The 26,470-nt window shown below is 72.2% G+C and carries 25 protein-coding genes; 13 read left to right on the forward strand and 12 right to left on the reverse strand.

Annotated elements, in window-relative coordinates; genetic code table 11:
• Positions 1 to 45 precede the first annotated feature (45 nt).
• On the reverse strand, positions 46 to 1,653 hold the full coding sequence (locus tag A3CO_RS0104825; protein WP_018331102.1) for a CATRA conflict system CASPASE/TPR repeat-associated protein: 1,608 nt from the start codon (positions 1,651 to 1,653) through the stop codon (positions 46 to 48).
• Positions 1,643 to 2,005 (reverse strand): CATRA system-associated protein, encoded by a 363-nt coding sequence (locus A3CO_RS0104830; protein WP_157647059.1) that lies wholly within the window; start codon positions 2,003 to 2,005, stop codon positions 1,643 to 1,645. Before A3CO_RS0104830 ends, A3CO_RS0104825 begins: the two co-directional genes overlap by 11 nt.
• 92 nt (positions 2,006 to 2,097) lie before the next feature.
• Here A3CO_RS0104830 and A3CO_RS30085 point away from each other — a divergent pair, with 92 nt between their 5' ends.
• Positions 2,098 to 3,969: a CHAT domain-containing protein gene (locus A3CO_RS30085; protein ID WP_157647061.1), complete on the forward strand. Its 1,872-nt coding sequence runs from the start codon at positions 2,098 to 2,100 to the stop codon at positions 3,967 to 3,969.
• A 47-nt stretch (positions 3,970 to 4,016) separates the two neighbouring features.
• Positions 4,017 to 6,110, forward strand: coding sequence for a CHAT domain-containing protein (locus A3CO_RS0104840; protein WP_157647063.1), 2,094 nt, complete (start codon positions 4,017 to 4,019; stop codon positions 6,108 to 6,110).
• Positions 6,111 to 6,181: 71 nt separating this feature from the next.
• On the opposite strand, the gene A3CO_RS0104845 is transcribed toward A3CO_RS0104840, so the two are convergent.
• The 5 genes from A3CO_RS0104845 to A3CO_RS37850 form a co-directional block, all read right to left on the reverse strand.
• Complete coding sequence (locus tag A3CO_RS0104845; RefSeq protein ID WP_018331106.1) at positions 6,182 to 7,729, reverse strand: AAA family ATPase; 1,548 nt, start codon at positions 7,727 to 7,729, stop codon at positions 6,182 to 6,184.
• Between the two features lie 8 nt (positions 7,730 to 7,737).
• Positions 7,738 to 8,160 carry a hypothetical protein gene (locus A3CO_RS0104850; protein WP_157647065.1) on the reverse strand — a complete coding sequence of 141 codons (423 nt, stop codon included), beginning with the start codon at positions 8,158 to 8,160 and terminating at the stop codon, positions 7,738 to 7,740.
• A gap of 262 nt (positions 8,161 to 8,422) precedes the next feature.
• A complete protein-coding gene (locus A3CO_RS35300; RefSeq protein WP_018331108.1) occupies positions 8,423 to 10,147 on the reverse strand; it encodes a hypothetical protein in 1,725 nt (574 codons plus the stop codon).
• Positions 10,147 to 10,440 (reverse strand): hypothetical protein, encoded by a 294-nt coding sequence (locus tag A3CO_RS0104860; RefSeq protein ID WP_018331109.1) that lies wholly within the window; start codon positions 10,438 to 10,440, stop codon positions 10,147 to 10,149. The genes A3CO_RS35300 and A3CO_RS0104860 overlap by 1 nt, the downstream gene beginning before the upstream one ends.
• Positions 10,441 to 10,612: 172 nt before the next feature.
• Complete coding sequence (locus A3CO_RS37850) at positions 10,613 to 11,386, reverse strand: hypothetical protein (protein WP_157647067.1); 774 nt, start codon at positions 11,384 to 11,386, stop codon at positions 10,613 to 10,615.
• 304 nt (positions 11,387 to 11,690) lie between these two features.
• Here A3CO_RS37850 and A3CO_RS34890 point away from each other — a divergent pair, with 304 nt between their 5' ends.
• Positions 11,691 to 12,170 carry a PIN domain-containing protein gene (locus A3CO_RS34890; RefSeq protein WP_245561437.1) on the forward strand — a complete coding sequence of 160 codons (480 nt, stop codon included), beginning with the start codon at positions 11,691 to 11,693 and terminating at the stop codon, positions 12,168 to 12,170.
• 3 nt (positions 12,171 to 12,173) lie between these two features.
• Here A3CO_RS34890 and A3CO_RS0104880 read toward each other — a convergent pair whose 3' ends face one another.
• From A3CO_RS0104880 to A3CO_RS0104900, 5 genes are all read right to left on the reverse strand, one after another.
• On the reverse strand, positions 12,174 to 12,446 hold the full coding sequence (locus A3CO_RS0104880; protein WP_018331113.1) for a hypothetical protein: 273 nt from the start codon (positions 12,444 to 12,446) through the stop codon (positions 12,174 to 12,176).
• 259 nt (positions 12,447 to 12,705) lie between these two features.
• On the reverse strand, positions 12,706 to 13,314 hold the full coding sequence (locus tag A3CO_RS35310) for a DUF6918 family protein (protein ID WP_425393404.1): 609 nt from the start codon (positions 13,312 to 13,314) through the stop codon (positions 12,706 to 12,708).
• Positions 13,315 to 13,480: 166 nt separating this feature from the next.
• Entirely contained in the window at positions 13,481 to 13,891 is a 411-nt protein-coding gene (locus A3CO_RS0104890) for a GNAT family N-acetyltransferase (protein WP_018331115.1), read from the reverse strand.
• Positions 13,892 to 13,943: 52 nt separating this feature from the next.
• Positions 13,944 to 14,477 carry a DUF1097 domain-containing protein gene (locus tag A3CO_RS35315; protein ID WP_018331116.1) on the reverse strand — a complete coding sequence of 178 codons (534 nt, stop codon included), beginning with the start codon at positions 14,475 to 14,477 and terminating at the stop codon, positions 13,944 to 13,946.
• 451 nt (positions 14,478 to 14,928) lie between these two features.
• Positions 14,929 to 15,609 (reverse strand): hypothetical protein, encoded by a 681-nt coding sequence (locus A3CO_RS0104900; RefSeq protein ID WP_018331117.1) that lies wholly within the window; start codon positions 15,607 to 15,609, stop codon positions 14,929 to 14,931.
• A gap of 347 nt (positions 15,610 to 15,956) precedes the next feature.
• Here A3CO_RS0104900 and A3CO_RS39930 point away from each other — a divergent pair, with 347 nt between their 5' ends.
• The 10 genes from A3CO_RS39930 to A3CO_RS0104950 are packed head-to-tail and all read left to right on the forward strand — an operon-like array spanning position 15,957 to position 26,437.
• On the forward strand, positions 15,957 to 16,079 hold the full coding sequence (locus tag A3CO_RS39930; protein WP_281167680.1) for a hypothetical protein: 123 nt from the start codon (positions 15,957 to 15,959) through the stop codon (positions 16,077 to 16,079).
• A complete protein-coding gene (locus A3CO_RS30115) occupies positions 16,076 to 17,371 on the forward strand; it encodes a glycosyltransferase family 4 protein (protein ID WP_018331119.1) in 1,296 nt (431 codons plus the stop codon). Before A3CO_RS39930 ends, A3CO_RS30115 begins: the two co-directional genes overlap by 4 nt.
• The gene (locus A3CO_RS30120; protein WP_018331120.1) at positions 17,368 to 18,528 is read left to right on the forward strand and encodes a glycosyltransferase family 4 protein; all 1,161 of its coding nucleotides are present in this window, start codon (positions 17,368 to 17,370) and stop codon (positions 18,526 to 18,528) included. The genes A3CO_RS30115 and A3CO_RS30120 overlap by 4 nt, the downstream gene beginning before the upstream one ends.
• The gene (locus tag A3CO_RS0104920) at positions 18,521 to 19,270 is read left to right on the forward strand and encodes a methyltransferase domain-containing protein (protein ID WP_018331121.1); all 750 of its coding nucleotides are present in this window, start codon (positions 18,521 to 18,523) and stop codon (positions 19,268 to 19,270) included. The genes A3CO_RS30120 and A3CO_RS0104920 overlap by 8 nt, the downstream gene beginning before the upstream one ends.
• Entirely contained in the window at positions 19,267 to 19,950 is a 684-nt protein-coding gene (locus A3CO_RS0104925; RefSeq protein ID WP_018331122.1) for an acyltransferase, read from the forward strand. The genes A3CO_RS0104920 and A3CO_RS0104925 overlap by 4 nt, the downstream gene beginning before the upstream one ends.
• A gap of 5 nt (positions 19,951 to 19,955) precedes the next feature.
• Complete coding sequence (locus A3CO_RS0104930; protein ID WP_018331123.1) at positions 19,956 to 21,164, forward strand: MATE family efflux transporter; 1,209 nt, start codon at positions 19,956 to 19,958, stop codon at positions 21,162 to 21,164.
• A complete protein-coding gene (locus A3CO_RS0104935) occupies positions 21,161 to 22,687 on the forward strand; it encodes an O-antigen ligase family protein (protein ID WP_157647071.1) in 1,527 nt (508 codons plus the stop codon). Before A3CO_RS0104930 ends, A3CO_RS0104935 begins: the two co-directional genes overlap by 4 nt.
• On the forward strand, positions 22,684 to 24,198 hold the full coding sequence (locus A3CO_RS30125) for a tyrosine-protein kinase domain-containing protein (RefSeq protein ID WP_018331125.1): 1,515 nt from the start codon (positions 22,684 to 22,686) through the stop codon (positions 24,196 to 24,198). Before A3CO_RS0104935 ends, A3CO_RS30125 begins: the two co-directional genes overlap by 4 nt.
• The gene (locus tag A3CO_RS37395) at positions 24,195 to 24,923 is read left to right on the forward strand and encodes a hypothetical protein (RefSeq protein WP_018331126.1); all 729 of its coding nucleotides are present in this window, start codon (positions 24,195 to 24,197) and stop codon (positions 24,921 to 24,923) included. The genes A3CO_RS30125 and A3CO_RS37395 overlap by 4 nt, the downstream gene beginning before the upstream one ends.
• Positions 24,911 to 26,437, forward strand: a complete 1,527-nt coding sequence (locus A3CO_RS0104950; RefSeq protein WP_018331127.1) for a hypothetical protein — start codon at positions 24,911 to 24,913, stop codon at positions 26,435 to 26,437. Before A3CO_RS37395 ends, A3CO_RS0104950 begins: the two co-directional genes overlap by 13 nt.
• The last annotated feature ends 33 nt before the right edge of the window (positions 26,438 to 26,470 follow it).

Consider the following 26,470-nt stretch of genomic DNA (forward strand, 5'->3'; position numbering starts at 1 on the left):
GTCCTGACCGGGTCCACGACCGGTAGAGCTCGAGACTGACCCCCATCAGTCAGCCATGTCCGTCGGACACGGCTCCGTCGTGTTGCTGCGGACCAGGGCGCCCTTCGTGTCCGGAGGAGAGAGGTCCGAACGGTTCTCGCGCCCGCCCGCGCGGGACGCCGTCACGGCGGACACCAGCGCGATCAGTGCACCAACCCCGGCGCCGAGCCAGGACTCGTTCGACGGTGCGATTCGGCCGCTCAGCTCAGCCACGACGGACGCGACCGTCCAACCCACTCCGGCGCCGAGCAGTGTCGCGGCGAGCACCACGAGAGCCGTCGCCTGCCGTCGGCCGGTCCGGTTCCAGCTCCTCAGCACGAGGAGCGAGCTGAGCAATGCAAGGCATGTCAGGACGAAGACCACTGGCCCCTTGACCTGGTCCGGGACGGGAACTTTGTACTGGAAGGCCTGGATCGCGGCCAGCGCCATGAGCAGCGCGCTCACGACACCGGTGGCCGCGAGATTGATGCGCTCTCGTCGCAGCTGGAATTCCTCGCCGCGATCCTGGAGCGCCGACTGCAGGAGGCTGTCGGCCTCATCAGTGATGCTCCGTCCACGCTGAAGGCGCTCCCGCAGAGAGGCCTCCTCGACGCGGAGTTGTGCGCAGTGCCAGTCGGCGAGCGCTGAGTCGTCGGCGAAGGGGCCCCCCGGCTTTCTGATGTCCAGATAGGCGGCCATGTTCGCGGTGGTCACGCCGACGGCGGCGAGGAGTCGCTCCCGTTCGCCCAGCGCGGCGATCAGGCCGAACTCGTCCGCCTGGAGCGCCCGGACCCGGGCCGAGGCTCTGATCAGGCCGTCAGGGTCTGCGGCGTCGTCCTTGGCAAGCGGGCTGATGTGCTCCACCAACGCACCGAGCGCCTGGTCGTTCTCGCGCAGCATCTGATGGAGGCCGGCCACGTCGGGACGACGCGATGCCAGGCCTCGCAAGGTCGCGGCGTGCAGGAGGTAGGACGCGAGAGGCGTCATCTCCGGAGTGCCACGACTCCAGGTCCAGGCACTGAGCTCTGCGTCGCGCGACTCCTTGGCGAGGACGACGAGGCGGCGGTGATTCTCGATGTCGCCACCCCCTCGTTCCGGCGCCGTCCAGACCGCGAACTTGCCCAGCCCTGCCGATCGCACGACGGTCCCGGTGGCTGTCCAGGCCGGATTCGCGGCCGACCCGTCCACCGCGGCACCGACACGCTCGCAGAGCTCCTCGTCGACGCTCAAGGGTCCCTTCGAGGAGACCCGGCCTTGCAGGATGCGCGCGGCGCCGAGAAGGCCTACCCGGCGCGGGCCAACCAGCGTCTCCCAGTCTGACTCTGCCTGCTGCCAGCCTTTCGTCCCGTCGTTTCCGAACGAACGCAGCACCCCGAGGACGAGGACGTCGTGGACCCGCCGCAGGACCACCTGGTGGAGCCCGACATCAGAGCGCTCGCGGAGGGCGATGATCCCCTGCTTCGGCTCGGCGGTGGTGTCGAAGTGCTCCGGCAGATCGTTCGGGTAAGCCCCTACCTGGTCCTCCAGACAGAGCTGTTCGACCGCATGGGTCCACAAGCACGCCGCCGCTGCCTTGTGGTCGACCAGCAGATAGGCGTAGCCGACGAATTCCTGACCGAAGAGTTCAGTTGGCATGCCGGGCCGGTTGCTTCGTGGTGTCCGGCGGCACGGTAGGGCCAGCGGCCAGGAGCGATGCCAGGTCGGTGACGAGGGCCCGCACGGTCGGCGGTGCTTCGACGACGGGCTCTCGCCCGATGCCGGTCGCACGATGCGGGGTGGCCTCGGCGAGATCAGCGACGCCCTCGCGGAACTCCTCACGGTCGCCGCGTCGCGCGGCCGCCAGGGTGCGCGCGAGCGCGGCCTCCACCGACGCCCATCGCCTCGGACCGGCGGCCACGCCATCCAGTTCGCCGACCAGGGCCTGCAGTTCCACCTGCGCCGCAGGGTCGAGCCACATCGTCTCGCTGCGGGCGGAGTCGTCGCTCACGGAGCGCACCGTACTCGGTCGATTCACCCGAGGTGATGTCCCGCGGACGAGTGCAGTGGGCCATGATGTGCGACGGCAAGGGGGGAGGCGCCGTGCGCGGCGACGGGGGGAACCGGGGCGGCGACGGCCTCGATCAGGCGGTGAGGCAAGCGGAGAAGGCCGTGGGGGCGGCGTCCGCCGGGACGGAGGAGCATGTCCTGCTCCTCGTCGGTCTCGCGATCGCGCTCATGCAACGCGCAGAGGCCACGGCACGGTTCGACGACTACCGCGCGGCCCACGACCGGCTAGAGGAGGCGCGCTCCCGGACCTCGGGACCTCGGGATCCGGTCCGCCCGGTGATCGACGGTGCGCTTGCCGATGTCCGGCGGTTCCTCGGAGACGGAGACGGCGCCTGCGCGGCGGCCGTGGAGGGTCTGCGCGCGCAGGTCTGGCAGGTCCTGGCCCACCATGCACAGGCTGGTCTCCGGCACGCGGTACGGGATATCGGCGCTGACGCCGTCCACGCCGCGCGGATCTGCCTCGGACACAGCGACTCCCGTCGCGCCGTGACGGCGCTCGACCTGGGCCGTGGTGCGGCGCTGTTCGCCGCAACGGCGACCGGCTCGCTCGAGCAGCTCCTGGGGTCCTCCGGCGACCTGGACCTCCTCGCGCGCTGGCGCACCGCGGTCGCCGCCGGGCCGGGGAACCTGCCCGCGGGGCTGCGACGGGAGGTGTTGGCCGCTGCGTCGGCCGTGGACGATGGGGCTTCCGTGCTCGACCCACCCGGGGTGGGGGAAATCGGCGACGCCCTGCAGGCAGTCGGGGCGGATGCGCTGGTCTATCTCCTTCCGGGGGACGGATCGATCATCGGATACGCGGTCGTGGTGTCGGCCGCGGGTCGTGCCGGCTACATCGGACTCCCGAACCTGTCGGTGGCCGCCTTCCCGGTGATCGAGAGGTACTTCGCTGCGGCCGCACGGCGGGTGCCGAGCGGCGACGACACCGCGGCGGACGAATTCGCCGGTTCCCTCGAGCCGCTCTGCCGCTGGGCATGGGATGCCGCGCTCCGTCCGCTCGTCCAGCAATACCTCCCCGGACTGCCGCCCCCGGATCGAGAGCGGCCTCGACGGGTCGTCCTGGTTCCGATGGGCGATCTCTCTCGCGTGCCCTGGGCGGCTGCTCGCGACGAGAAGGGCACCTACGCCGTCGAGAGCCTCGCGATCACGCAGGTGGCATCGGCCCGGATGCTCTGCCGGACGGCGTCGCTCGCGCCGGTGCCGCTCTCCCGGACCGGTCTCGTGGTGGCGGACCCCGATCTCGGGGCGCTGAGTGCTGAGCCCCAGCTGCGACACGCGCGCGCCGAGGGGTACGCCATTCAGCGGGTCTTCTATCGAGGAGCGCGCTTTCTCGGCCGACGCCCGTCCGGCCCGAGTCCCTCCGGGGCGGGTACCGCTACAGAGGTCCTGGAGTGGCTCGATTCCGACGATCCGGCGGAGGGCACCGTCGCTCATCTGGCCTGCCACGCCGTGGTCGACGCCGTGGGGCCTAAGCCGACCGCCCACGTCGTCCTCGCGGCCGGGAGCAGCCTGCACGCCGAGGACCTGGTCGGTCGAACGACCGCTGGGCCCGGGCGGGACATCGGGCTCGTAGTTCTCTCGGCATGCCGGAGCGGCGGTTCAGTCCTCGGGCACGACGAGGCCTACAGCTTGGCCTCCGCCCTGCTGGCTCGGGGTGTGCGTGCGGTGCTGTGCACCCAGTGGCCGGTCTCCGACGTGGTGGCCCCTCCTCTGATGTTCATGGTCCATCACTACCTGCATCACGATCAGCTGCCCGTGTGGGAGGCGCTACGGCTGGCCCAACTGTGGGCTCTGGACCGGGCGAGGTCCCTACCCGACGCCATGCCGGCGCCTCTGCAGGTACAGGCCGCCAGCGCGGTCCTGGCGCGGCCGACGGCCTGGGCGTCGGTCGTGCACTGGGGTCGGTGAGTGGCCGTGAGGACGACACGGACGACGACACCACGCGGAGGAGATCGATGACCCAGGACCGGCTCGCCCAGCTTCGCGCCGACGTCGCGCGCCAATCCGGCGCCGCGCGCGTCCGTCCGTTGACCGAGCTCGGTCGGGAACTGTCAATGGAGTACTGGCGCGTGGGACCAGGCCAGGCCGCAGCGCAGCCCGTGCTCGACGAGGCCGTCGAGGTCCTGGGCGAGGCCTACGACCGACTCGAGCCGGGCGAGGTCATGACGGCTCGAACGGCAGCCATGCTCGGCTGGCTGCTCGGCACGCGGACCTTGGCCCACGGTGGCAGCCCCGCCGACCGCGACCGGGCGATCCCGTTGCTGGAGGAGGCGACGGACGCCGAGTTCCTCGAGTTCCAGCTGAGCCTCATGGCCCGCTTCGTCCTCGGCCAGCTTCTGCTGTTCCGGTCCCTCCACCGTCTCCAGTCCGGCGGCACGAACCCGATGAGTCTCCTGGGCGGGGGATCGCCCGGTGGCGACGCCGACTCCGCCCGTGCGATGACCTGCTTCCGCGAGGTCGCGGCCGATCCGGGCGCTCCGCGCGAGGCCACGGAGGCTGCCCACACCATGATCGGGCTCGCCGAGATGGTGCAGACCCTGACCGGCGGCGGGGGCATGGACCTCGGACGCATCATGACCGCGTTCGGGAAGCTCCAGGATCTGCAGCAGCAGATGTCGAACGGAACACTCGGGACGCGGCTCGGAGCCGACGCCGACCCGTTCCGGATGGGCGATGTCCTGGCGCAGATGGACCCGACGGAGCGTCCGCTCCACACCGTGATCGAGGACTCCGCCACCGAGCCGGAGGAGACCCCTTCGCCACCGTCCCCCGCGCCGCCTCCGTCCGCACCGACGTCCGCACCGACGTCGACCACGACGGTCGCCGATCTCCGCAGGGCGTTCCGCGAAGCCGTCCCTACCGAAGCTCTCCTGATCGCGCTGGTAGAGGGCGTGGGGATGCCATCCGACATGGCGATGATCGATCGTCTCGTCGCTCGCGGCCAAGCCGTCCTCGATAGCGGTGAAGCCAACGTCTCTGACCGCCTCCTGCACGCTGCGGCGCTCTACCGCCGTTCGTTGATCGACCCGGACGACGGGTGGGGCCACGGCGCGCCGTCGCCCGATCTGGACGCCGCGGTGGACGAAATCGCGTCCGTCGACCTCGTCGGCGCCCCGTCCGACCTCGTCGCCCGAGTGCTCCGTCTCGCTCACCGGATCAGTCCGCGCGAGGGGCATCGCGAGGTCATGGCCCGTCTTGCCGCGCAGTACCGGTCGATCGGAGGCGACCTCCGAGCAAGAGGTGTCGACGGGCTGGTGTACGACCTATCCGACGGCCTCCTCGTCTATGACCTCCAGTCCGCCCGCCTCGAGTGGCGGGACAGCGCCGGGCTCCCCACCCGGAGCCTCGTGATCGGGTCGCGGCGACCAGCGGGCGCCTCGGGCGTCATCTCGGTCGTACCGAGCGCCCGTGAGGCGATGCGGCTGGCCGAGCTGCATCGGCGAGGGCCTGCCGGAGCGCCGGTGTTCGTCGCCAATCCGAGGGACGACCGTCCGCAGGCGGGAATCGACACGATGGTGCTCCGCCGCACCTTCTATCCCGGCTCGCTCGGACTCGGGCGCACCGTGGAGAACATCGACGGGGCCGGCACGCGCGACGACGTGCTGGCCCGATTCGAGGCGCCTCTGCTGCACCTCGACTGTGGTGTCACGCCTTCGGGGGAACTCGAGCTCGCAGGGCCGACACTGCTCGCGCCCGCCGACATCGCGTCTGCCTCCGGGGCGGATGCCGGCATCGTCGTCCTCCCTCACGGCGCGGCGTCCACCGCGGCACTTTCGCAGGCGTTCCTCGCGGCGGGCTTCGCCCACGTCCTCGCGTTCACGACCCGACTGCCCGACGACGTCGCGTCGCTAGTCACCTTCATGTTGCACTCAGAACTCGTCGACCGGAGAGTGCCACCCGCGCAGGCGGTGCACCACGTTCGACAGTGGTTGCTCGACCCCGCCCGAGCGGTTCCCGAACACCTGCCCGCGTGGTACCAGGGAACAGCCGCCGACGCCGACCTCGCCGATCTGTCGATCGCCGACGCCCTGGTCCACCACGGCGTGTGACGATCGCGCGAGTCTGATCAACAGACATCCGCCACGACAGCCGGCCGCTGCTTCGCCCGGCCGGCCGGCGGTCAGCCGAGAACCACCCGACGCCCCTGTCCGCGGAACGTCATGCCGGTTTCGACAGGTTTGCCAGAGGCCGGGATCGCTCGGTCGGCGAACTGCCGGACCTCCTCGATCCGCTCCGGCGCGGAGCGCGCTAGCGGCACGACGTTTCCGAAGACACTGCCCATATACCCGAGATCGACCGGACCGTTCCGGCGAATCTCCTCGCAGGCGATCTCGGCCACGGCCGCTTGGATGTCCGAGCCGGCGAAGCCCTCGCTCAACACGACGAGATCGTCGATAGCGTCCGGGTGTCGCGTCGTCCACAGGTGCTTGTCCCAATAAATCTGGATGATCTCGCGGCGTTCATCCGCCTGTGGCAGGTCGACGAAGAACATGTCGTCGAACCGTCCCCGCCGGAGGAGTTCTTGCGGCAGGCTCCGTACGTCGTTCGCGGTGGCGACCACGAAGACACGCGCGGTTGCCTCCTGGAGCCAGTACAGGAACTGTCCGACCAGTCGCGCCGTGACGCCGGTCGACTCCGAGCCGGACCCAGCGAGTCCCTTCTCGATCTCGTCGATCCAGAGCACGCAGGGGGCCACGGAGTCCGCAGTGGCCAGCGCATCACGCAGCTGGCGCTCCGACTGACCGACGTACTGACCGAACACCGCGGAGAGGTCGAGCCGGTAGAGCGGGAGCTCCCAACTCGTCGCGATCGCCTTGGCCGACAGGGACTTGCCGCAGCCGGGGACGCCGACGAGCAGGACGCCCCGCGGGGGCCGAAGGCCCCGGTCGCGGAGATCCATCGTGAGCAGCGGGCGCTTGTCGTCGAGCCAGCGGCGTAGGCCCGCCAGCCCACCGAGCCGGTAGTCGGAGTCGCGGAGCGCCACGCGTTCGATCCCGGCGAGGTCGCCGAAGATGGAGTCCTTGGCGCTGCGCAGCTCGGTGAGGTCCTGCCGGGTCACCGACCGTTTCGCCACCAGGGTGGACAGGATGTTCAACGCCTCGGTCTTCGTGACGCCCGTCAGGATCGTCGCGGCCTGCTCGAACTCACGTTCACCCCACTCCATCACCGGCAGCACCTGCCGGTATTGCTCCATGAAGGAGCGGCACTCGGCCAGCATCTCCTCGTAGTCGGGAACGTCGAGGACGATCGACATCCCGAGCCGTTGCAGTGGCACCCAGACCGGGTCAGCGGTGATCACGATGACGCTGCCGCCGTGTTCCTCGGCAAGCGTCGCGAGGTCGACGAATCGCCGTGAGGTCTCGTTGTCGTCGCTGAGGTGCTGGACGTCGGTGAAGACGATCGTGAGGTTCTGCCGGGCCTGGAACTGCTGGCTCGCGAGCTCCAGCGCGCCGAGGAGCGACTTGTCGTCCGAGACCGATGCGCCGGTCGCGAGGAGACGAAGACCCTGGCTGAGCGTGTGGAGCAGGATGTCGAGGTTGCGGCCGCGCGCGAGCTCCCCGAGGATCTCCTGCACCCGGGACCGCTCGCTGCTGCGGACGGACACGAAGGGGATCCGGGCGAGCAGGTAGCGCTCGAGCTTTGCTCGCGTCTCGAGTCCGTTGGGCACTGCGTCTCCTAGAGGATCACCCGGCGTCCGCGAGGGGTGCTCGAGGGGCCGGCCGGAGGGGGAAGGACTGGCGCAGCGGCCAGAGCACGGCGGAGGTCGTTGTCGAGGACCGCGGCGAGCTGCCCCGGTGGGACGAAGCTCTGTCGAGCTGAATGGTCCAGGTTTTCCTGCGCCGACCGCACCATCGAGATGAGCGCGCGCCGGAGCTCATCGCGCACCGCCTCGGGCAGACGAGCGTCGTCGGCAAAGGCGATCAAGGGCGCCAGACGCGCCCGCGCGGAGATCATCGCGGCGGCGAGAGCCGTGGGGTCGGTCACCGCCCCGACGTCGCGCTCGAGGACCCGGGCCCACCGGACCGCACGGGTCTCGAAGGCTCGCGCGACCCGCTCGATGACTCTCGACTGCATGAACGGGCCCATGGCCTCGTCCACGGCCGGCAGGTGTAACGACGGGAGATCGGAGCCGTCGCCGAAGGCCTCGAGCCACGCGGCCCACGCGGAGTACTCGCCGTCCGAGATCACGGGCCGTTCCGGTGCCGACGTACGAACTCGGCAGGTGGAAGCAGGTCCCACCCCGGCAGTTCGACAGCGATCTGTCCACGCGGCCGGGGTACCTCCGTGGCCAGGGAATCCGGTCCGCGGCCGGAGTGGCGTCCGCGGTCGCCGCCGTCGGGAGCCACCATCGGGTTCGGCATCAGAGCATCACCTCACGTCGCTGATCCGGGGGAGCCGCCGAGTACGCATCGCGGTCGAGGCGGCCGATGAACTGCTGGAAGTGCCGGGCGAACGCCATCTCCCGTTGCCATACCTGCTGCCAGTCGTGCACCTCGGCGATGGCACCCTTCAAGGTCGCGAGAGCTCTGGAACGCCGGAGCTCGCCCTGCTGGCGGATGAGCTCGCGCTGCCTCGGGAGCTGCCCGGCCGCGTAGAAGGTGTAACCACCGCACCCGAGGGCCACTAGGAGGCAGAAGATCAGACCACCCGGCGACCCGTTCACGGCCGCCAGAATCCCGAAGAACAGGAACAGGGCGCCGATCACCCCGCAGATCAGAGCGGCACCGGGTAGCGAGACCCCGCGCAGGGACTGCTCGGTCTCGCGATCGATGTGACCGGCCAGGGACGTGGCCAGTGACTGCTCGGTCGCCTGCCCGTCGACCCGTCCGGTCCATCCCTCGAGGGCGAGGTCGACGCCGGAGGGCATGGCCCGGAGGGCGTCGGCCTCCAGCCTGCCGTCCGCCTGCACCACCCAGTCCTTTGCCATCGCGACCGTCAACAGCTGCGTGCTGTGAGACGCCCCGACCTGTTCGGGGAAGAACGCGGCGTTCGTGACCAGGGTCAGGAAGTCGACGGTGTCCTCCTGCGCGGGCGCCTCGTCGTTCTCTGCCTGCGCTGCCGCCCGGTCGTCCCCATTGTGGTCGATCACGAGTTGGAGATGCCTCGCCTCGCGGCGGAGGGGTCGTTCTTCGTCGTCGAAGTTGGTTACCAGGTTGTCGAGGATCCGGTCGACCCGGCCCCGCAGATCGGGGTCTTGATGAGCAGGTCCGGCGAACAGGCGTGTGAAGCGGTCGTACGCATTGCGGTGGACCGTGGCGCGCTGGAACAGATCCTGGAGTTGCGGCCACGTCGGACTGACCTGCGGGAGGATGGACATCGACGGTTCGGGGCCGCCCCGACCGCCGTCGAGCAGCCGCGCCCACCGCTGGACCTGGTTCTCCACGATCTCCCGGTCGTCGCTCATCTGCTCGAACCAGGTGTCCATCGACCTGCGCACGAGCGGTTTCGTCTCGACCCCGAGTGCGCCGGTCGCCATGGCGTCGAGCACCGTCGTGAGTTCACCGGACATGGACCAGGGGTCCTGCCGCGCCAGGTACTGATCGAGCCAACGATTCGCTGCGGCGCCCCTCCCGTACCGACGAAGCGTCAGGGCATAGAACAACGTCGTCTTGTCGCCGTCCCGACGGAGCGCTTCTGCCAGGGCGGTTTCGGCGAGTCGGCGATCGTTCCCGATCCACGCGGCCAGCGCGACGAGTCCGGGGGCCAACCAGTACCTGGGGGTGGAGAGCATGAGCTCCTCGGAGGCCCCGTACATCGTCTCCTGGGTGACGACGCCGACGTCGAGGGCCTGCAGAATCCCGGTCGCGTGTCTCCGCACCGTCGCGTGATGCCCGAATTGCGTCTCCAGCTCCTGATTAACTCTAATGATCTTGGTCTGCGCGAACTGGAGGTTCTTGGCGAGTTCGTTGAGGCGCCGGAACTCCTCGAACTCGGCCGCCAGTCGCAGGAGGTCCCCGCGGGTGGCGTCGGTGACGTTGACGACCTGGTTCACCGTGTTCCCGAGCTGCACCTGGAGGAGCTCGAGATTTCCCAGGGCATTGTTGATCCTGCTCAGGTCCGCCCGTGGCAGTTGAACGTTCGACATCAGCTTGCCCCCATGACGGTGATCGTGCCATCGGCTCGGACGCAGACCAGTCGGTCCGGATAGACCTCGATGCAGAGGTACGTGTCGGTGCGCGTCAGCGGGCGCGCCTCCTGAAGCTGGCCGGGCAATGACTCGCCGACGCGGAAGTGTTCGATGATCGACCCCTCCAGCCCGAGCGTGTGCGCTTCGAACGGAGGGCCGAGGAAACAGTGGCTGACGATCCCGACCGGGATAGCGGACCAGCCTCTGGTGAACTCGTCGTTGATGGCGCCGGTGATCGCCGCCGTCTCCACGGGTGTCAGAGTTGCCGACGCGTCGAGCTGTGCGACCGCGTCGAGGTAACGCCGGCTCCGCGCGTCGGTCAGGAGGCGCCCGCTGGGTCGACCGCTCGATGTGACTCTCGGTGGGGCCGCCGACAGCCGTCCACGACTGCCGCCGTCGAGCTCGATCCGTGGTCGGGGCATGTCAGCACGCCCGTTTCGTCGTCGCGCCCTTGGCCGGGGTGTCGATCACGGTCTGGCCGTTGACGACCGCCAGCGGCCACGAACTGGTCCAGCAGATTCGGCTCACCGGCAGGTCCGGGGGCGCGTCGGTGACGGCCTGGTTGCTGACGAACGACAGGTCGACCAGTCGGTTGCCGTCGCTGCCGGTCCGGGTGCGCACCGCGATGACGTTGCTGTCCACCGTCGTCGCGTAGTTGCGCAGCCAATCGTTGCGCGTGATCGACGTGGCCCGTCGCGGGGTCACTGTCGCGCTCCACGCGTCGAATTCGTTGGCGTTGATGGCCGTGAAGTGTCGGCTGAGCAGGTCGACGACCTCGGGCGCTGCCGGATCGGCGGCCATGCCGGCGCCAGTCGTGACCAGAACCGTCGATGCCGCGGGAGGGGGGATCGGTGCGACGGGCGACGAAATGGCGGTGATCGACGACGGTGAGTACGACCCGGCCGTGGTCGGCTGCGTCGCGCCCTGCGTGCCGCTGCCGTTCGACCTCGTCGTGGAGAGCACGAACAGCCCGGCAACGAGCAGCGCGAGCGTGACGGCACCGCCGATGATCAGGTAGCTCCGCGGTGGGGCCGTCCTGGACCCCGCAGGTAGAGCGGCCGACGGGCTCGGGGTGATGACGCTGGGCGAGTACGGCGCGACGCGCTGACGGGGAACCGCGCCGACAACTGTGTCGACCGGCGCGACCCGGCGCGTACCGGTCGTCGGTGTTGCGGTCCTGACGGCGGTATCGCCCAAGATGTCGACGTCTGGCGCCGGGGCCGCTGAAGGCTCGGCCACCTGCCCCGAAGAGGGGCCGCCGAGGACCCAGATCGGTCGCGACCGCGCCGCCGGCGAATCGTCCGGTGGGCTTCCCCCGCTGCTCATTCATCCCCCTGTGATCACGGCCAGCCGTGCATCCTCAGCATCGTTGACCGGCGTGATCGTTATTACTGCTCGTTGGACCTCACCTCGATCTTTCGCCCGTTTGCAGTAGCGCCGCGGTGTGATGCTGTCGTCCGCCAATCCCCGACGTGATCATTCGGCGACCGCGGGGAGGCCGATGCGGACCCCTGAGAACCTTTCTTTCTCACCGGGTACTGGGTCTGGCGGAGACCTCGGAGAGATCCCTCTGGACGTGAGGACGATCTTCAACCACCGCGACGCGGGCCGTCCTCGACACGAGTCTGCTGATCGGGGCCGATGTCGCGGAGCTCGAGGGAGAGCTGGCATCAGCACGATCTCCCTCGCCGAGCTCCACTACGGCGTGCTCGTGGGCCGTGACCGGGCGATTCGCGGTGAGCGCCTCCGGCGGCTGACGGCGATCCGCCGGCTCTTCGACGCGATCCCGGTCGACGACCGGGTCGCCACGAGCTACGGGCTGCTCGCCTCGGCCGTGGCCGAGGTCGGTCGCAGTCCTCGGCCACGGAGCATGGATCTGCTCATCGCGGCGACGGCCCACGCCCACGAGGACCGCCTCTCCACCCGCAACGCCGCCGACCTCGTCGGTCTGGAGGACGAGCTCGAGATTGTGCCCTGCTGACCGTCAGCTGTGGCTCTCGCGGCGCGCCAGCTGGCGGCCCTCGGGCGTGATCGCGGTCGGGAGCGGGAAGCGGTCCTGGTGGGTGATCTCGATGTAGCCGGCGTCGGCCGCCTCGGTCACCACACGGACCCGCTGCTCGGGGTCGATCTCCGTGCCGTCGACGGTCCAGTCCGGCGGCGGGACGGTCGCCCCGCCCTCGGCGTGGGAGTCGCCGAGGTGCTCGTCGAGGTGGCGCAACAGGCTGAGCAGGACGTCGGCGTCGGGAGCAGCGGTCACGGGGACCTCCAGGTGAAGGAGCCCGACGGCAACGATGAGGGCACGTCGGGCGGACCTCGCCGGGGTGTGCGGCGAGGGGGACCGGCAAACCGCCGTGCTCCGGCTCCGACCCGCGTCCTCACGCCGCGTCCGTCGGACGCGATGGAGCGCGGAGGCCGGTCGATGTGCCGAGCAGGGCACGGGATGACCCAGCCGCACGGCCGCGAACTCCGGTAGCCCCGTCGTCAGGAGGTCCTTCCCGACGACGGGTCGCGCACGGTTATCGCATCGCGTCCTCGACGATCGTCCCCATCTGCGGCAGGGCCGCGGTGATGCTGTCCGCGGCGCTCAGGCGGGCCAGGTTGTAGGTGACGCGGGCCCCGACGCTCGCAGAGGCCGCGGCGAACCGGTCGCTCACGCTCAGCAGGGCCGTGCCCACCGCCGGGGCGCGGTCGGCGAGGTAGCGGCCGAAGTCCCCGGACGCGCCGGTGGCCTTGTAGGCGTCCCACTGGGGCTGCAGGGCGTTGGCGTAGCCGACGAGCTGGCGGTCCATCAGGGCGCGCGCGGCGGCCGGATCGCCGCCGGACGCCGCGGCGAGGGACCGCGCGACGATGCCGCCCTCCTCGTTGGCGGTCGCGCCGACGGCGTCGGTCAACCGGTCGACCACGGCGGTGCGCCGGGCGGGGTCGGTCAGCGTGGTGGCGAGCGAGCCCTCGGGTACGAGGAGGTCGCGGTCCTGGACCGGGTCGAGCGTGGTGGCGGTCGTGGTCGGCAGGACCGAGGTGGTCACCACCGGAGCGACGGCGCTGACCGCCGCGACGGCGAGGCCGGCGACGAGGAGTGATCGGACGCGGAGGGAGGTCGGGCTGGATGCGGAGTGTGATGTCATGAGCACGCTCCGAAGCGTGCAAAATCCCGGCCGGGCTACTCCGTTCGGACGAGTACGATCGCGATCGGCGGTCGTTCCCATGCGGTCGGCGGTGATCAGGTCACGGCATGATCTCCGAAGATGAGGAGGCGTCGTCACCGATCCGAGACCCGTCGTCGGGACGGTGTCAGAGCCTTTTGGTGAGGAAGTACTTGGCGTGGCCCGGCGGGTAGTCGATGAGCTCGCCGAACAGCCGGTAGCCGTGCGCCTCGTAGAAGGGGCGGGCCTGGAAGCTGTAGGTGTCGAGCCAGACGCCGCGGCATTCCCGACGACGGGCCTCGGCCTCCGCCGCGCGCAGCAGGGCCGAGCCCAGCCCGGTGCCGCGGTGGGACGCGTTGACCCAGAGCTGCTCGACGTAGAACCACGAGAAGTGCGTGTAGCCGGCGAGGCCGCCGACGAGCCCGTCGTCGTGCGCGAGGACCGCGAGGGTGCGGTAGCCGGCGTCGGGCCGCTCGGGGATCTCGGCGTGCAGCGCCGCCTTGAGGTCGGCGATGTCGTCGTACGACGGGTCGTCGGTGACGGTGAGCGGGAGGGCCACGCGGCGATGGTGGCAGGCGCCGACGGCCGGGTGCCGTCGGCGCCTCACCGGATCAGGCGGCCTTCGCCGCGGGGGCCTTCGCGGACGAGGTCGTCGCGCCCATGAGCTTGCCGACCAGGATGCTGCCGACCCAGCCGTAGAGCCCGCCGATCACGAACGACACGAGCATCACGGTGAACGGGCCGGTCTTGAACGCGAAGTCGGTGCCCGAGGCGCTCGTGAGCAGGCCCCACCCGACGGTCATGGCGAAGGCGACGACGGCACCCGGGACGAATTCGAGCAGGGGCACGAGTGCGCCGAGAATGAGGATCGCGGTGCCGACGCCTACCACGACGCCGGTCAGCGCCGCGCCCGACGCGAGGCCCGCGACGATGAGCGTGATCGTGCCCATCACCACGCCCCACACGTTCGCGGGCAGCGACTTCTTCAGCGCGGGCAGATCCCCGCCGGCCGCGAAATAGCATGCGGCCCCCATGAACGTGGCCGGCACGAACAGGCCGAGCGCGGCCAGCGGGCCGACGTAGAGCCAGGTCAGGATGCCGCCGACGACGCCGACGACGATCGCGAGAGCAACGGGCAGTTTCACGGGAAGGGCTCCTTCTGACGCAGCCACGCATACGCCGAGTGGCCGAGAAGTGTGCGGTCATGTCGCAGCGTGCAGGGGAGCAACCGGGCGAACAATGCACACTGGACGTTGTCACGACGTGTTTTCCGGACGACATGCTCTCGACATCGATCCCGCCATTCCTGCGACACAGGTAACGGCTTCGGTGTCTCTGCGAGGTGTGGATGTCAACGCGGTATCGCACGGACTACCGCCGTGGGTCCAATGTTTCGCGGCACGGCGTCGTCGGGGGGTCGGACGTTCCCGACGAGTCGCTGGGCCACGGCGAAGCGGGTCGGCGCAACCGAGTCGTGGTGACTCGGTCCGAGGGGAGCGCTTTCGACCGGGGGCCGCCGTTACGCGCCGTGAGGCGACCGACCACGGACGCCGGGACCGTGTCCGACGGAGACGGTGCCGGCGTGGTGGTCGACGCTCAGCGGCGCGTCATCACGTCGGTGCGCGGCTCGCGGTAGTCCTGCCGGGCCTGCGCGGCCTGCATCTCCCGGTCGGCGCGGCGGCCGCGACCCACGGCGTAGGCGCCGCCGCCGACGAGCGTGATCGCTCCGGCCGCGCCGAGGGCCCAGGGAAGGACGTCGGAACCGGCCGGGTCGACCGCGGCGCCCGCGTCGGTGCTGCCGGCCCCGGAGGTACCCGACTGCCCCGAAGTACCGGAGCTGTGGCCGCCGTGGTGCGCCGGGACCGGCGGCGGCACCGTGCCGCTCACGGTGAGCCTGGCGCTGACGGTCCCCGCCGAGGACGACGCGGTGACCGTGTACGTCCCGGCCTTCGTCCCGTTCGCGACCGTCGCCGACCCGGAGAACGCCTCGGGGTTCGTCCGCGACAGCGTCGCCGGCCCCGCGAAGGCGGACGAGGTGACGCTGATCGGGCCGGTCGCGGTCGAGGCGGCGGCCTCCGCGAATGAGCCGGAGAAGGTGATCCGCGCGCCGGGCTTCACCGACGTCGCGGAGAGCATGAGGTCGCCCGGCTCGCTCGCGGCCGTGACGGCGGAGGTGTCGGCCGCCGGGGTGACGGTGTCGGCGAGGGCGACGCCCGTGCCGGCGAACGTGAGGGCGCCGGCGACGAGGGTGGCGACGGCGATCCGGGTGAGACGCATGACGTGCTCCCGAGGGTGGGGGGAGGCGGAGCGGGAGGTCCTGGTGGGCGCGTCCCGTGCTGACAGGACAGAACTCTGCCGCCGCGACCGACCTCGTTCCGTCCCCCGAGGAGCCGGTCCCGGGGACGACATCGCCGTCCCCCGACGGGGGGACAGGCCGGCCACGCGGCCCTCCGACCTGTGACCTCGCCGGGACACGGATGACGTTCGCGACCAGACCGGGACGCACCGTGACAGTGATCCTGAAGAAAGACCGTTGCCGGTAACGGCGTCACTCGTTCGTGCGAATGAGGTCTCGTCCGTGTCCGACATAAACGTGCTGATTCACTGGACCGGGGGTCCCCTGGATGCATGAACCCGCCGTTGTGCTCTCCGAGCTCAACGAGGTGCCCCGGCGGCTGGTGGACGCCTACGTCGCGGACCAGGGCGACACCGGGTCGCTGTTCCACCGCACGCTGGGAGTGATGTGACGCGTCGTCTCGAGGTCCGCATCCTGGGACTCAACTACGCGCCCGAACCCACGGGGATCGCGCCGTACACGACGGGTATGGCCCGGTTCCTCGCCGACGCGGGGCACCGCGTCGAGGTGGTCACCGGCCTCCCGCACTACCCGCAGTGGTCCCTGGCCGACGGGTACCTGCGGCAGCGCCTCCACGAGCGGGACGGCAACGTCCGCATCACCCGCGTGACCCACCCCATCCCGGCCCGCCCCACCGGCCGCGCCCGGATCGCGATGGAGGCGGCGTTCGCCGCGCAGGCGGCGCTCGTCCCGGGACCGCGACCCGACGTCGTGATCGCGGTGAGCCCGGCCCTGCTGACGGTCGGTGCCGCGCTCCGGTACCGCTCGCAGGGATCCGCGGTCGGCGTCGTCGTGCAGGATCTCTACGGCCGTGCCGCGGTCGAGGCCGGCGTCCTCACCGGCCGCGAGGCCGCCGCGACCGCCGCCCTCGAGCGCCGGCTGCTCGGCGCCGCCGACGGCGTGGTCGCGATCCACGAGCGGTTCCGCCGGTCGCTGGTGGACCTCGGCGTCGAGGACCGGCGCATCACGACGATCCGCAACTGGACCCACGTCGGCGCCGCCACCGGCGACCCGGTCGCCCTGCGCCGGGCGCTGGGCTGGCGCGACGACGAGGTCATCGCCCTGCACGCGGGGAACATGGGCGTGAAGCAGGGCCTCGAGAACGTGGTGCGGGCCGCGCACCTCGCGGACCGCCGCGGGCTCCCGGTGCGCTTCGTGCTCCTCGGCGACGGCCACCAGCGCGGTCACCTGGAGGCCCTCGGGTGCGGCGTCGAGCGCCTGCAGTTCCTCGACCCGCTGCCCGACGGCGAGTTCGAGACCGCCCTGCGCGCCGCCGACGTCCTCGTCCTCAACGAGCGCGCCGAGATCGCCGAGATGTGCGTGCCCTCGAAGCTGACGTCGTACTTCGCCTCGGGACGACCCGTCGTCGGCGCGACCGGCCCGCACAGCGCCGCGACCGCCGAGATCACCGCCTCCGAGGGCGGCATCACCGTCACCGCGGACGACCCGGCCGCCCTGCTCGGCGCCGTCCTCGGCATCGTCGACGACGAGGAGGAGGCCCTCGCGACGGGCCTGCGCGGCGAGCTGTTCGCCCGCGACTTCCTGCACGCCGACGCCGCCGCCGACGCCTACCTCGACTGGGTCGAGGGCCTCGCCGGGGTGCCCGTGGCCCCCGTGATCCCCGCCCGGCGCCGCCGCACGCTCCGTCGGCCGGCGCCGGTCCGGGAGCGGGAGGGCGCGTGAGGGTCGCCCTCGTGCACAGCTTCCACCACAGCGACGTCCCCAGCGGCGAGAACGTCGTCGTGAACGCCCAGGAGGAGGCGCTGCTCGCGGCCGGCCACGAGGTGGTCGTCGTCGCGCAGGACAACGACGAGCGCAGCCGGCGCCGCACCTACCCGCTCGAAGCGGCGGCCACGGTCGTCACCGGGTTCGGCCCGGACCCGAGCGAGATGCTGCGCCGGATCGCCCCGGACGTCGTCCACGTGCACAACCTGTTCCCGAACTTCAGCACCCGGTGGCTGGCGCGTTGGCAGGGGCCGTTGGTGGCGACGCTGCACAACTTCCGTCCGATCTGCCCCGCCGGGACGCTGCTGCGCGAGGGCCGGCGCTGCACCGACTGCACGCACACGCCCCGGGCTGCCGTCCGACACCGGTGTTTCCAGGACTCCCGGGTGGCGACGCTCCCGCTGGCGCTCGCCGGCCGTCGCGGCGCGGTCCACCACCCCGTGATCGCGCGGGCCGACCGGCTGATCACGATCTCGGAGCGGGCCGCCGACGAGTACCGCGCGGTCGGCGTCGACTCCGCCCGGCTCGTCGTCGTGCCGAACGCCGTTCCCGACGACGAGCCGGGGCCGGTCCGCAGCGCGGTCGAGCACGAGATCGACCCGCGCTGGCTCTTCCTCGGCCGTCTCTCCGCCGAGAAGGGGCTCGCGGAGCTCCTCACGCGCTGGCCGATCGGCCTGCCACTGGACGTCATCGGCTCCGGCGGGCTCGAGGCCGACCTGCGTGCGAGCTGCGCCGACCGTCCGGAGGTCCGGTTCCTCGGCGCGATGTCCAACGTCGAGGTGCGCGCCCGCCTCGCCGGTTACACCGGCCTCGTCGTCCCGAGCCTGTGGGCCGAGGCCGGGCCGCCGTTGACCTACGTCGAGGCGCTCGCTGCGGGCGTGCCGGTCGTGGCGGTCGAGGGCAACGGCGCGGCGGACGACATCGCGCGGCACGGGACCGGGCTCGTCGTCGGGAAGGACGGAGACCCGACCGACCTCGCCGTCGCGCTGAAGGACGTCGCCAGGGACCGAACGCGGCTCTCGCCGCGGGCGCGCGCCGTCTACGAGCAGCACTTCTCCACCGGCGCCTGGGTGCGGGCGCTGACCGACGTCTACCGGGAGGCCGCGCGTGGCTGAGGCGGGCGGCGGCACCTACGCCGCGATCCTGACCGACCTGCTCGACCGGGGCGTCATCACGCCGACCGACCCGATCCTCGTCCAGTTCGCGGGCGAGTTCGACGAGAAGACCACCGCCGAGCTCGGGCTCGTGAACTGCACGTTCTCCAACCTCGCGCCGGACTCGCCCTCCTCCCGGCTCGCGGAGGGACATCACGCCGACGCGCACCGGATGCCCTACGCCGACGGGTCGTTCGAGCACGTCATCGGACACGCCGGGCTGCACCACTGCTCCCGACCGCACGAGGCGCTGCACGAGATGTACCGCATCGCGCGGTCGACGGTGGTCGCGGTGGAGAACCAGGACTCGCCGCTCATGCGCACGGCCTGCGCCCTCGGGCTGGCCGGGGTCTACGAGCACGCGGCCGTCGCCGACGGCGGTGGCACCACCGGGGGCGTGGACGGCACCGGAGTGCCCAACTTCGTCTATCGCTGGACGCGGCACGAGGTGCGCAAGACGGTCGCGACCTTCGACCCCGGGCAGGTCGTGCCGATCGAGTTCCACGCCCGCTGGCTCATCGGCTCCGACCGGGCGCTCACCGCGTCGGTCCGCGCCGCGATCGGTGGCCGGGAACGCGTCATCGGCCTCGTCAACCGCGGTCTCAACGCGGTCGCCCGTCGGCAGGGCAACATCTTCGGCTTCACGATCCGCAAGGACCTGGCCACCCCGCACCCCTGGATCGTCCCGGAGGCCACGTCATGATCCGCTCGCGCCGGCTCCGCACCCTGGTCGCACTCCTCGCCATGGTCCTGCCGCGCCCGCTGCGGCGTCTCGCCCACACCCGGCTCCTGGGCTACCGCCTGCACCCGACGGCGCGGATCGGCCACTCCCTGATCGACGTCGACACCCTCGAGATGGGCGAGAACGCCGTGATCGGCCACCTCGTGATCATCCGCGGCTGCGAGGAGGTGCGGCTCGGCGACTGGTCGATCATCCAGATGCTGGTGTGGGTCAACTCGGTGCGCGCCGAGAAGGGCTACTTCCGCGACGTCGAGCGGCGACCCGCGCTGATCCTGGGCCACAAGGCGCTCATCACCGCGATGCACTTCATCGACGCCTGCGACCTCGTCGAGCTCGAGGACTTCGCCTCGCTCGCGGGGTTCGGATCGCTCGTCCAGACGCACGCGGTCGACCTGGCGGACCTCAAGCAGAACTGCGCGCCGGTACGGATCAGCGAGTCGTCGCTGGTCGCGAGCCGGTCGACGCTGCTGCCAGGGGCCATCGTGCCGAGCTGCTCGATCGTGGCCGCCGGCTCGGTCGTCAACGGCAAGCTGGTCGGTCACCACCTCTTCGGAGGCGTCCCCGCCAAGCCGCTACGCGAGACCGACCTGACCTGGGCCTGCTTCAACCGGCCCCGCGACGGCGCGCCCGGCGCCTGGTGAGGGGGATGAAGCGCTCCGCGCTCGGCGTCGCCGACCAGGTCGTCAGCTCCGGCAGCAACTACCTCACGGCGTTCCTCGCCTCGCTGGTGCTCGCGCCCGTCGACTTCGGCGCGTTCGTCCTGGCCTACGCGGTGGTGACGGTGCTGCTCGCGGCCACCCGGGCGGTCGTCGGTGAGCCGCTGCTCGCCCACCTGCCGACGGTCGAGGGTTCCCGACGACGGGGCCTGGGCGCCTCCGCGCTCGCACTCGCCCTCCTGCTCGGCCTGGCCTCGGCGCTGGTGTGTGCGGCCGGCGGCGCGTGGTTCGAGGCGCTCCTCGTGTTCGCGGCCTGGATGCCGGCCGCGCTCGTCGCCGACGCCGCGCGCTTCGTGCTGCTCGCGGGCCGCGACACGGGGCGGGCGTTCGTGGTCGACACGGTGTGGGTCGTCGTGCAGCTCGCGGTGCTCGGCGGGGTGCTGGCGTGGGGCACGTGGTCGATCGGGTGGCTCGCCGCGGCGTGGGGCCTCGGGGCGGTCGCGGCCGTCGGCGCGTTCCTCGTGGTCGCGCCCGAGCGGGTCGCCGACCCCCGCGCGTGGTGGGCGGAGTCGCGCTACCTCTCGGGCTGGTTCACGGCGACCTCGGTCCTCGGTCAGGTCCAGATCTACCTCGTCCTGCTGCTCGCCGGGGCCGTGCTCCTCGCCGTCGACACCGCCGGGCTGCGCGCCGTGCAGCTGATGGTGTTCCAGCCGGTCGTCACCCTCATGGCGGCGCTGCTGGTGCTGCTGACCCCGCCGATGGCCGCGTGCTCGGCGGCCGGTGACCTCGCCGGGCTCCGCCGGGCCCGCGGTACCGCGCTCCGGGCGATGGCGCTGCTCGGGGTGCTGGCGCTGCTCGCGATCCCGTTGCGGCACGTGCTGCTCGGGACGTTCTTCCCGCGCTACACCGCGTACGCCGCGCTCGTCGCGCCGATCGCCCTGCAGACGGCGGTCGGCGCGCTGACCGTGCCGTTCCAGGCTCAGATCCGGGGGTTCCGCCGCGGCCGGGCGCTGTTCGTCCAGCAGCTCGTCCAGGCGGGCGCGCTCCTCGGGTGCGCCGGGGTCGGGCTCACGCTCGGCGGGGTGGTGGGCCTCGCGTGGGGCCTGGCGGTCGCGACCGTGATCGCCCTCGTCGCCATCGTCGCGCGGGCGCTCCGGCTGGAGCGACCCGCCGTCGGGAAGGCCGTGGTGGTGGCGTGACGCTCGCCCCGCCGGTGTCAGCGGTGGCCCACGGCCGCCACCCGACGTCAGGAGCGCGACACGCCCGGACCGATCGGCTGGTGCTCGCCGCGGTCGTCGTGGTCGCCGCCGTGCTGGTGGTCGGCCTGCTCCTGGCCGACACGCGGGGGCTGGTGCCGCTGACGCGGTCGGTCCCGGTCGTGGCCGCGCTGGCCGTGGTGCTCGGCGTCGTCGCGGTGCGGGGCGTCGAGGACCTCGGGGTCGGCCTGCTCCTGCTCGCCGCGCTGACCGCGACGTGGAACGGGCTGTCGAGCATCGGCCTCGCGGTGGTCCAGCCCGCGCTCGCCGGGGCGCTCGTCGTGCTCGCGGCGCTGGCGGTCGCGCTGCGCCGGCCGATCCACGTGCCGGGCTGGGTGTGGGTGCTGCCCGCCGTGCTCGTGCTGGTCGCGGTGCTGGCCTGGTACTTCCCGCCGTCACCGGGCTACCTCGCGGGCCGCGTGCTCGTCCCGGTGGCCGACTCCGTGGCCGCCGCGACCCCGCCCTTCGCGCTCGCCAACGTCGTGAACCTGGCGCGCTGGCTGGTGTCCGCGGCCGCGCTGCCCGTCGCCGCCTGCCTCGCGATCGCCGCCCGGCCCCGGCTCGCGCCGGCGCTCGCGATCACCGCCGCGCTGGGGGCGGCCGTCAACGCCGCGGTCGCGATCACGGACGGGTTCGGGCTCACCGCGATCAGCGCGCGGCTGGTGCCCATCGTCGATGTGGGCGGCCGCCAGGCGGGGCTCAGCATCCAGCCGAACCACGTGGCGCTGGCCGTGGCCGTCGCGGTCCCGGTCGTCACCTGGCGCGTCCTCGTGGCTCCGACGCTCCTGCGGCGACTGGCGTGGCTCGTCGTCGGGACGGTCTCCGCGGGCGGCCTGGTGGCCTCCGCGTCCCGGGCGGGGCTGATCGCCGCCGTCCTCGGCGCCGGGCTGACCGTGCTCACGCTCCGGGCCGGGAGGAAGCTGGTGCTGCCGCTGCTCGGGGGCGTGGTGGCGGTCGCGGTCATCGCGGTCGCCGCGGTCCCCGCGCTGCTCGGCCAGGTCGCCGAACAGCTCCGGCTCTCCGGCGCCGACTCCGCCGCCGAGAGCAACGCGATCCGCGAGGGCATCGCCCGCCAGGCCCTCACCGACTTCGCGCACTCGCCGCTGCACGGCCTCGGCCTTCCGGTGGCCGCCGACGCCCACGACGTGTACCTGCAGCTCCTCGCCTCCGGCGGGGTGCTGCTGCTCGTCGGGTTCGGGGTGTTCGTGCTGGGCTTCGTGCTGCAGGTGCGCCGCCTGGAGCTGGACGACACCGGCGACACGGGCGACGCCGACGGCCTGCCCCGTGTCCTGCTCGTCTCCGTCGTGTCGTGGCTGCTCGTCGGCGCCGTGGTCAACCAGCTGACCGACGCCTTCCTGTACCTGCCCGTCGCCATCGTCGCCGGCCTCGCGGCCGCGCGCGCGGTCTCTCCGCCCGTCCCGTCCGCAGTCCCGTCCGCCGTCCCGTCCGCCGGAGGATCCGTATGACCCTCACCGTTCTCTGGCGGGCCCTGGTCCGCCGCTGGCTGTTCGTCGTCGCGGGGCTCGCCGTCGGGCTCCTCGCGGCCGGCGCCGTGGTCCTGTTCAGCCCGCGGACGTACGCGTCGACGGCCAGCGTCTACGTCTCCGCCACCGACTCGTCCGCCAACGCCTCGAACGCCTACCAGGGCACGCTGTTCTCCCAGCAGAAGATCAAGACGTACACCGAGATCCTGACCTCCGAGCGGGTCCTCACCCCGGTCGTGCAGCAGTTCGGGCTCGACGAGTCCCCGGCCGACCTGGCGGCCGACGTCGCCGTCGCCTCCGACGCGGAGAGCACCCTGCTGCGCATCACCGTCCAGAACGGCGACCCGCAGCGCGCCGCCGACCTCGCCAACGCGGTGACCACCCGCTTCATCCAGGTGGTCGGGCAGCTCGAGCGGCCCCGCGTCCCCGGGGCGCCCGCGCCCGTGAGCGTGGACGTCGTCGACCAGGCCCAGGCCGCCTCCGCCCCGGTCAGCCCGAAGGTCACGCTCGACCTCGTCGTCGGGGCCGTGCTCGGCCTGCTCGTCGGCGTGGCCGCCGCGGTCGTGCGCAGCGCCGCCGACACCTCGCTGCGCTCCTCGGAGGAGCTGGCCGCCGCCACCGGCGCCGGCGTGCTCGGCCTCGTGCCCACCGACCGCGCCCTGCGCGACGGCGCCGCCCCCGCCGCCGTCCCGACCGGGCCCTTCGGCGAGGCCGTCCGCCGCATCCGCACCAACCTGCTCTTCGCCGACGTCGACCAGCCGCCTGCGGTCCTCACCGTGACCTCCAGCGAGGCCGGCGAGGGCAAGACGACGCTGGTGGTCGCGCTCGCGGCCGCGTTCGCCCCGACGTCGCGGGTCATCGTCGTGGAGGGCGACCTGCGCCGTCCGACGATCGCGGGACGCCTCGGGCTCGTCGCGGAGTCCGGCCTCACCGACGTCCTCGGCCGACGCGTCGACCTCGCCCACGCCGTGCAGAGCTGGGGCCCGGGCGTCGACGTCCTCACCGCCGGGACGCTGCCGCACAACCCCAGCGAGCTGCTCTCCTCCGCCGCGACGGCCGACCTGCTGACGACGCTGCGCGCGCGCTACGACGTCGTGCTCGTCGACGCGCCGCCGCTCGGCCCCGTCGCCGACGCCGCGATCCTGGCCTCCCTGTGCGACGGCGCGGTGCTGCTGTGCCGCGCCGGCGCGACGCCGCGGGTGAAGGTCGGCGCCGCCGCCGAGGCGCTGCAGGTCGTCGGGGCCCGGCTCTACGGCGCGGTGCTGAGCATGACCGCCACGCCCCGCGGCGCCTACGACGACTACGGCCCCGCCCCGTCGTCGGGACGGCCCTCGCCGGCGCGGCCGTCCCGCGCACCCGAGTCGCCCGCGGTGGGGACGCCGCAGGCCCGTCCGGTGGAGGACCCCGTGACCATCGGCACCTACCTACCGCGCGCGGGGACCGTGCCGCGGACGGTGAACGTCGTCCCCGGCCACCACCGCAGCGGACGATGAGCCCGGGGGCGTCCCGGCGTTCCGCACTCGCCCTCGGTCTGGCCGGGGGAGCGGCGCTGCTCGCCGGGTGCGGGTCGGTGCGGTCGATCTCCGACGCCACCGCGAGCCCGGTCGCGGACCCGGCCCGACTGCCCACCGTCGCGAACCGGGTCTCGACGGTGTGGAGCAACCACCCGGACGGACCGATGCCTCTGGTGGGCGACGAGGGGACGCCGTTCGACGTCGTGCTCGCCGGGGCGCCGCAGCGGCCCTCGGTGCAGGGCGGGGCCCTCGTCGGGAACCTGCCGCGCCGGCCGGGTGCGATCTACGTCGGGCAGCAGCTCGGGTCGCCGCTGCACCGGCTCGGGGCGCGGTTCGGGTTCGGGGCGGGCGACTCGGGCGGCTCCGTGGCGCTCGTCGCCTTCACCCGGGAGAAGCCGCTGCGCGCGAACCTGCACCTGTCGTTCACCTCCGACCGCTGGATCCTCGGCGTGATCAGCGACGGGTCCGTCGACGAGGTGGCGCGGGACTTCTACACGAACTCGGTCCCACAGGACGGCACCCCCGTGCAGGGCGAGGCCCGGCTCGACGGGACCACCGCCTACGTCGCGGTCCCCGACGGCACGGTCCGTCTGGTCGACGACCAACGCTTCACCGCCGTCGCCGGGTCCCTCGCGACCTGGGAGTTCTTCAAGCTCACGTCCGACTCCTCCGACGTGCGGATGTACGCGACATGGGCGGGGTGATCGCGCCGCAGCGGCCGCGCCTGTCGGTCGCCGCGGTCGTGTTCTGGGCCGCCGGGATCCTGCTCGGCACGGTCAAGCTCGTGACGGTGGTGGCGACGCCCGACCCGTGGAAGCTCCTCGCGTTCGGGTCCGACGACGTGCACTACTACCTGCTCACGGCCCTGCACGCAGCGGTGGGCGACGGGTCGACCTTCGACGGGCTGCAGCCGACCAACGGCTACCAACCGCTGTGGTTCCTGCTGCTCACGGGTCTGTTCCGGGTGCTCGGGGTCGACCGCTCGGGCGGGCTGGTCGTCACGATGGCGCTGCTGGTCGTGCTGTGGGCCGTCGCGTTGTGGCTGGTCTGGCGGATCGCCGCGGTGACGAGCGGACCGGCCGGCGCGCTCGCCGCGCTCGTGGTGCTGCTGCCGCACGCGCGGTGGTGGGGCGGCTGCGAGAACGCGCTCGTGGCGGTGCTGCTGCTGGCGCTCGTCGACGTCGTACTCCGCCGTCGGCTCCTCGACCCCGTTCCCGACGCCGGGTCGGTGCGGGTGGCGGGGGTCCTCCTCGCGCTGCTGGCGCTGGGTCGGTTGGACTGCGCGGTGCTGGTCGGACTGTTCGCGCTCGTGGGCTGGTGGCGGTGGCGGTCGCTACGGCTCCTGGTGCCCCTGGTCGCGCCGGCCGTCGTGTCGCTGGCGGTCTACGCGGGCCTCGACGAGGTGCTGCTCGGGTCGGCGCTACCGGTGAGCGGACTCGCGAAGCAGCTCGGGTCGGGGGGGAACTGGGGTGCGATTGGGCAGTTCCTGCTCTACGGCTCGCTCGGTCCGCTGCCCATGTTCTTCGGGCTCGCCGTGCTGGTGCTCGCGGCCGTGGCCTGGACGCCGGCCGCCGCGGAGCTCCGGGTGCTGATCGTCCTGCTCGTGCTGGCGCAGCTGATCCAGGTCGCCTGGTACGTCGTGACGACCCCGGACTGGGAGCTGCAGAGCTGGTACTTCTCCACGGGAACCGTGGCGCTGGTGCTCTCGGCGACGGTGATCGGCGGACGCCTGGCGTCGGTGCGCTTCGCGGCGCCCGTCGTGGCGGGCCTGGCAGTGCTGGTGCTGCTCGTGTTCGCCGGCAAGGAGGCCGTGCAGGTCCTGCCGCGCGACCCGTCGTCGTCGCCGTACACCCGGGACGTCGACGCCGGGCAGTGGGCGGACCGGACGCTCCCGCCCGGCGCGGTGCTCGCGATGGGCGACTGGGCCGGCTCGTTCGCGGCGTCGACGCAGCACCCGGTGGTGCAGCTGGAGGGGCTCGTCGGGTCGCCGGCGTACCTGGCGGCCCTGTCCGACGGACACGGTGCGGCGTACCTGCGCTCGCTCGGGGTGCGGTACTACGCGCGGCTGCTGCACCCGGGCGAGGCGTTGTCCTGCCGCCCCGCCGAGCCGTGGTTCGGGAACGGGCCGAAGCTCGACCTCGACCTGTGCGGGCGCCCGATCGTCTACCGCGGCGACGTCCGAGGTGCGATCGACCTCGTGGTGTGGGATCTCCGGTGATGCCTCGGCCCAGACAGCTGGGTGCGGCCATAC

Source organism: Actinomycetospora chiangmaiensis DSM 45062, from assembly GCF_000379625.1.
Taxonomy (GTDB): Bacteria; Actinomycetota; Actinomycetes; order Mycobacteriales; family Pseudonocardiaceae; genus Actinomycetospora; species Actinomycetospora chiangmaiensis.

Excerpts from the sequence above, each read along its gene's own strand:
- A3CO_RS0104825 (WP_018331102.1), bottom strand. The coding sequence starts at position 1,653 with ATGCCAACTGAACTCTTCGGTCAGGAATTCGTCGGCTACGCCTATCTG.
- A3CO_RS0104840 (WP_157647063.1), top strand. The coding sequence starts at position 4,017 with ATGACCCAGGACCGGCTCGCCCAGCTTCGCGCCGACGTCGCGCGCCAA.
- A3CO_RS35300 (WP_018331108.1), bottom strand. The coding sequence starts at position 10,147 with ATGTCGAACGTTCAACTGCCACGGGCGGACCTGAGCAGGATCAACAAT.
- A3CO_RS34890 (WP_245561437.1), top strand. The coding sequence starts at position 11,691 with ATGCGGACCCCTGAGAACCTTTCTTTCTCACCGGGTACTGGGTCTGGC.
- A3CO_RS35310 (WP_425393404.1), bottom strand. The coding sequence starts at position 13,314 with ATGACATCACACTCCGCATCCAGCCCGACCTCCCTCCGCGTCCGATCA.
- A3CO_RS0104900 (WP_018331117.1), bottom strand. The coding sequence starts at position 15,609 with ATGCGTCTCACCCGGATCGCCGTCGCCACCCTCGTCGCCGGCGCCCTC.
- A3CO_RS39930 (WP_281167680.1), top strand. The coding sequence starts at position 15,957 with ATGCATGAACCCGCCGTTGTGCTCTCCGAGCTCAACGAGGTGCCCCGG.
- A3CO_RS0104925 (WP_018331122.1), top strand. The coding sequence starts at position 19,267 with ATGATCCGCTCGCGCCGGCTCCGCACCCTGGTCGCACTCCTCGCCATG.
- A3CO_RS0104930 (WP_018331123.1), top strand. The coding sequence starts at position 19,956 with ATGAAGCGCTCCGCGCTCGGCGTCGCCGACCAGGTCGTCAGCTCCGGC.
- A3CO_RS30125 (WP_018331125.1), top strand. The coding sequence starts at position 22,684 with ATGACCCTCACCGTTCTCTGGCGGGCCCTGGTCCGCCGCTGGCTGTTC.
- A3CO_RS37395 (WP_018331126.1), top strand. The coding sequence starts at position 24,195 with ATGAGCCCGGGGGCGTCCCGGCGTTCCGCACTCGCCCTCGGTCTGGCC.
- A3CO_RS0104950 (WP_018331127.1), top strand. The coding sequence starts at position 24,911 with ATGGGCGGGGTGATCGCGCCGCAGCGGCCGCGCCTGTCGGTCGCCGCG.